Genomic DNA, 5,585 nt, shown 5'->3' with positions numbered 1-5,585 from the left:
TAACGCCGCGCCTTGTGTCGCCGGACGCGAGTGCCAGCAGTGCTGTCAACCCCGAGCTACGAGGGCAGGCTTGCGGTAAACACCCGCCGATAATTGCCGCCGAGCAGCTTTGCCGTTTCCTCGGGCGAGAATTTGCCGCGAAGAGCGGCAGCCAGTTGCGGCAAGTCGGCATAGCTCGGCATCGCGCTGCCGCCGGGCAGGCCGAGCTGGTCGGTGCCCAGGCCGACATGGTTGATGCCGACGACATCGACCATGCGCGCGAAGCCGTCGGCATAGGCCACGATGTTGGGGAAGAACTCCAGGACCGGCCAGATGCCGATAACGCCGCCGGTCGCGGCGATGGCACGGGCATGGTCGGGCAGGATGCGACGCGTCCATGCCGCCGGCCGGGTGGTCAGCGAGGTGTGCGACAGCACCAGCGGCTTGGTCGTCACCGACGCCGCCTTCTTGACCAGCTCGTAAGTGCCGTGCGCCACGTCGACGACGATGCCCAGCTGGTTGCAGCGACGGACCACCTCGACGCCGAATTGTGTCAGGCCGCCATGCACGCTGGGCTCGGTCTGGATGTCGCCCAGCTCGTTGGGCCGGTAGTGCGTGAGCTGCAGATGCCGCAGTCCCCAGCGCTGGTAGGCCTCGTCGAGGCGTTCGATCCTGCCCTCGAGGAAATCGGCGCCTTCGGACGAGACGATGATCGACGGCCGGCTGGCGCGCGCGCCGTTGAGATCCGCCGCCGTCCTGAGCAACGGCAACTGCTGTGCGCCTGCCAGCGCATGGATCTGCTGGAACGACCGTTGGGTGTAGTCGTAAAGCTCGCCCGGCCGCGGATCGCGGCCCGGCCGCAGGCGGCCGTCCATGGTCTTGATGATCGGCGAATCGGAAACGACGGCGAGACAGATCGCCGACACACCGCCCTGGCGCATCGGCTCGGCGACCGGCGCGAAGCTGCCGCGACCATAGGCCATCTGGGTCAGGTTGCCGGCGTGGCTGTGGGCGTCGACCGCCGTGCCGTCGACCTGCGCCATCGCCGGCACTGCGGACAGGCAGAAGAGCGGGCTCGCCGCCATCAGGGCACGTCGGGTGACGCCGCGCTTCACCTCGGCGCCATGGAGCTGGTAGCGCCAGCCGTCGGCATCGGACGAGACCCGCCAGGTGCCGGTGAGGCGCAACTGCCCATTGCCGATCTTCAGCGGCTGGTCGGCGAAGACTTCCACGACCGCCAGCCGGTTGGCAGGCACGCAGCCTGCGCAGCAGCCAGGCTCGGCCATCATCAGGAAGTGATCGGCGGTCGGCAGCGACATCGCTGTCAGCGGAAAGCCCGCGAGCTCGACGGACTTGCCGTCGGCCCTGTTGGCGCGAGAGCTTCCAAGATCGCGCCAGTGAACTCTCATCTCGGTCTCGTCGCTGGGGGTGCGCCACTCCAGTGGCGCGATCTTCTTCGTTGACGCAAAGACGCGTCACTGGAGTGACGCGCCCCAGCGGACTAGAGCTTGGGCGGCGGATAATACGGCCGATCGCCCAGGGCCTGCACGCGTTTCCAGAAGTCGGGGCCCGACGCCTTGCCGACTTCGTCGAGATCGGCGGCCTGGCGCCACATGCTCCATGAATCGGGATGAAGTGCACTCGCTGTGTTCATCTGCCGGTCGCCCTCGACCGGATCACCATGGGCGCGCAGCCATACACCCAATCTGAATCGGGCATGCGCCTCGGCGATCTCCCTTGTCGTCTTGGGCAGCCCGGCGCGCGCGGCATCGGCTGGCAAGGCATGCTTGCCCGTATTCACCCAGGCGCGCACGGCATCGAGATATTCCTCGCGGGCGGCGAGCCTCGCCGCCTGGTCTTCGGGCGACATGGTGCGCGTCTTGAGGTCCATGCGCCGGAAGTGATCGGTCGAGCCCGCGGTCTCGGGCGGCCGCACGATGCGACCCTGCTCGTCGATCCAGATCGCCTGCGGCACGTTCACGAGATTGTAGAGATCGCTCAGGCGATGGTCGGTATCGATCAGCTGCCAGTAGCTCGACTCGCTGCTCTTCCGGGCCTGGTCGATCCACGGCCGCGCATGCTCGGCACCGCGGCTTTCCTCCGCCACGGCCACGACCATGAAACCCTTGTCCTTCAGCTCGTCATAGAGTGCCTGCCACACGGGCAAGTCAAAGCGGCAGCCTCACCAACTGGCCCAGGTGGCGAGGAAGACCTTCCTGCCCCTGAGCTGGGACAAGGTGCGCGGCGTGCCGTCGACGTCGGGCAAGGTGAAGTCCGGCGCCATCAGGCCTTCGAGCGCGGCATTGCGCTCGTCGGCCGGAGCGCCCAGCGCCCAGACCTCGCCGTTCTCGGCGGCGACCACGGGGCCGCCGAGCTTGTTCCAGAACGCCGCCACATCGACGCGCTTGTCCTTCACGGCGGTCACAGGCAGCGGCACGCAGCGTTCGGCCAGGCACATGCCTTCCGGCTTCAGCGTCCAGCCGGTGACCTTCTCGGCATCCGACGCGCTCATCCAGAGCCCGTCGGTGGTCGTGACCTTGTGTTCGGCAGTTGGCGTGAGAATGATGGCCATGTCGGCCTCCCTCGTCATTTGGGGACGGAGATCGTCACTTCCTTGGAGGTGATGAACTCCAGCAGAACAGGTACGCCCTTCTTGGTCTGCTCGATGCCACGCTTGATCGCAGGAATGATATCCTCGGGCTTGGTGACGCGCTCGCCGTAGCCGCCGAAGGCGCGGGCCATGGCGGCGTAATCGCCGGAGATGTCGGTCGAGCGGTACTTCTCGGTCGAGACCTTCATGATATGCAATTCGATCGCCATCGAGAAGTTGTTGAGCAGCACCGACATGATGGGGATGCGCTCGCGCACCGCGGTCTCGAAATCCATGCCGGTGAAGCCGATGGCGGCGTCACCCCACACGTTGATGCAGAGCTTGTCCGGGCAGGCGAGCTTGGCGCCCATGGCCAGCCCCAGCCCGTAGCCGAGCTGCGTGGTCTTGCCCCAACCGATGTAGGTGTGCGGCGCCGTGTTCTTCCAGAAAGGCGAGAGCTGATCGCGCGGGCTGCCGGCGTCGTGGGTGATGATGGTGTTGGCCATGTCGACCGTGTGCTGCAGGTCCCACAGCACGCGGTAGGGATTGAGCGGCGCCTCGTTGTTGGTGAGCTTGGGCATCCACTCCTTCAGCCATTCGTCGGCAACCGCCTTGATCTCAGCGGCGACCGGGCCCGCATCCCTCTTCGTGGCGCCTGCTGCCTTGCAGGCCGCGATCAGGGCCGTCAGCGTCAGCTTGGCGTCACCGACCAGGCCGTACTTTGCCGGCACGTCCTTGTTGATATGCGCGGGATCCAGCGTGGCGTGGATGATGGTCTTGCCCTTCGGCATGGAGATGCCGAAGTTGGTCTCGGTGAACGAGCAGCCGATGCCCAGGATGACGTCGGACTGATCGAGGAACTGGCGCACCGCCTTCGGGTAGGCGCGGCCGCCCGAGCCCAGCGCCAGCGGGTGGGTCTCGTCGAAGCAGCTCTTGCCCTCGAGGCTGGTGCAGACCGGGATGGCGAGAAGCTCGGCGAGCTCCTTCAGCTCGGCATAGGCTTCGGCCCAGTGCACGCCCTGGCCGGCATAGATCACCGGACGCTTGGCGGCCATCAGCACCTTGGCGGCTTCGGCCACCTGTCCGGCCTCGGGACCGTACTTGGTGACCACGACGGGCTCGTAGTCCAGCGGATCGGGCGCGTCCTCGGCATAGGCGTCGTTCGGCAGCTCGATGATCACCGGCGAGCCGCGGCCGTTGCGCAGCATGTTGAACGCCCGGCGCATGATGTTGACGATTTCCCTGCCGTTGGTGATCGGCTCGGCGTGCTTGGCGACATGCGCCATGGCCAGGGTCGAGTTGAAGTTCGGCGGCACGTGCGCGATGCGCCGCGGATAGCCCTGCGGGATCACCAGCAACGGGACCGATTCGCCGAACGCCTGGGCGACGCCGCCATAGGCGTTCTCCGAGCCCGGTCCGCTCTGCATGCAGAACACGCCCATCTTGCGGCCCTTGGTGAGGCGCGACATGGCGTCGGCCATGTGCAGGCCGATGCGTTCCTGGCGGACGATGATGGGGCGGATGTCGACCGCGGCGCAGGCCTCGATCAGATGATTGACCGGATAGGCGAAGAGGTATTCGACGCCTTCCTTCTTGAGAATGTCGGCGATCGCTGGCCCGGTCTTCATCGTTGTTCCCCTCCCTACAGTGTCGTCCTGAGCGAAGCGAAGGACCTCATCGCCGCTTGCCACGGCATGAGATCCTTCGCTTCGCTCAGGATGACAGCCTGTCGGCTGTCATTTGTTCAGCTCCTTCATAGCACTGTCGAGGCCGCCCAGGGTCAGCGGAAACATGCGGTTGGAGCTTAGCTGCTGCAGCAATTGGATGGAGGGTGTGTAGCTCCAGTGCCGCTCGGGCACCGGGTTCAGCCACACCATGCTGCGGTAGGTATCGGCCATGCGCTGGATCCAGACCTGGCCCGCCTCCTCGTTCCAGTGCTCCACCGAGCCGCCGGGATAGGCGATCTCGTAGGGGCTCATCGAGGCGTCGCCGACGAAGATGATCTTGTAGTCGGGCGGGAAGGTGTGGAGCAGCTGCTGCGTCTGGTAGGTGTCGACGTGGCGGCGGCGATTGTCCTTCCACAGCTTCTCGTAGAGGCAGTTGTGGAAGTAGAAGAATTCGAGGTGCTTGAACTCCGAGCGCGCCGCCGAGAACAGCTCCTCGCAGACGCGGATGTGGGCGTCCATCGAGCCGCCGATGTCGAACAGCAGCAACAGCTTCACCTTGTTGCGCCGCTCGGGGATCATCTTGATGTCGAGATAGCCCGCGTTCCGCGCCGTCGAGCGGATGGTGTCGGGCATGTCGAGCTCGATCTCGGCGCCCTCGCGCGCGAACTTGCGCAGCCGGCGCAGCGCGATCTTGATGTTGCGCGTGCCGATCTCGACGGTGTCGTCGAGGTTCTTGTACTCGCGCTTGTCCCACACCTTGACGGCGCGGCCCTCGCGGTTCTTGTCCTGGCCGATGCGCACGCCCTCGGGATTGAAGCCGTAGGCGCCGAACGGCGAGGTGCCCGCCGTGCCGATCCACTTGCTGCCGCCCTGGTGTCGCTTCTGCTGCTCCTCGAGACGCTTCTTCAGCGTCTCCATGAGCTTCTCCCAGCCGCCCATCGCCTCGATCTGGGCCTTCTCCTCGTCGGTCAGCAGCTTCTCGGCGAGCTTGCGCAGCCACTCTTCCGGGATCTCGGCGGCGGCGCCCTCGCCGGCCGGCGCCTCGAGCCCCTTGAAGACGTGGCCGAACACCTTGTCGAACTTGTCGAGGTTACGCTCGTCCTTCACCAGGATGGAGCGCGACAGATAGTAGAAGTCGTCGACGCTGTAGTCGGCGACGTGCTTGTCCATCGCTTCCATCAGCGCCAGGTACTCCTTGATGGAGACCGGCACCTTGGCCTGGCGCAGCTCGAGGAAGAAGTTGGTGAACATGGCGATCGCCTCAGGCTTCTATCTCGTTCCTCTTCGCTTCATGTTCCTCTCCCCCGCTAGGGGGAGAGGTTAGGTGAGGGGGTTGCACGGGCTGTCGA

General features: G+C 65.7%; 5 protein-coding genes. All 5 read right to left on the bottom strand.

Features of this window, described 5'->3' with window-relative positions; all coding sequences use genetic code 11:
* Window positions 1–56: 56 nt before the first annotated feature.
* The gene (locus RSO01_RS45725; protein ID WP_246159257.1) at window positions 57–1,388 is read right to left on the bottom strand and encodes a dipeptidase; all 1,332 of its coding nucleotides are present in this window, start codon (window positions 1,386–1,388) and stop codon (window positions 57–59) included.
* A 92-nt stretch (window positions 1,389–1,480) separates the two neighbouring features.
* The gene (locus tag RSO01_RS50345) at window positions 1,481–2,140 is read right to left on the bottom strand and encodes a hypothetical protein (protein WP_170303879.1); all 660 of its coding nucleotides are present in this window, start codon (window positions 2,138–2,140) and stop codon (window positions 1,481–1,483) included.
* Between the two features lie 21 nt (window positions 2,141–2,161).
* Entirely contained in the window at window positions 2,162–2,551 is a 390-nt protein-coding gene (locus RSO01_RS50340; protein WP_147157289.1) for a thioredoxin domain-containing protein, read from the bottom strand.
* A gap of 14 nt (window positions 2,552–2,565) precedes the next feature.
* The gene (locus RSO01_RS45710) at window positions 2,566–4,260 is read right to left on the bottom strand and encodes a thiamine pyrophosphate-requiring protein (protein WP_281291651.1); all 1,695 of its coding nucleotides are present in this window, start codon (window positions 4,258–4,260) and stop codon (window positions 2,566–2,568) included.
* A 45-nt stretch (window positions 4,261–4,305) separates the two neighbouring features.
* The gene (locus tag RSO01_RS45705; RefSeq protein ID WP_147157287.1) at window positions 4,306–5,487 is read right to left on the bottom strand and encodes a vWA domain-containing protein; all 1,182 of its coding nucleotides are present in this window, start codon (window positions 5,485–5,487) and stop codon (window positions 4,306–4,308) included.
* Window positions 5,488–5,585 lie beyond the last annotated feature (98 nt).

The sequence above is a fragment of the Reyranella soli genome (assembly GCF_007992495.1).
GTDB lineage: Bacteria > Pseudomonadota > Alphaproteobacteria > Reyranellales > Reyranellaceae > Reyranella > Reyranella soli.
Note: the sequence above shows the minus strand (reverse complement) of the source record. Positions and strands in the feature narration are given on the sequence as shown.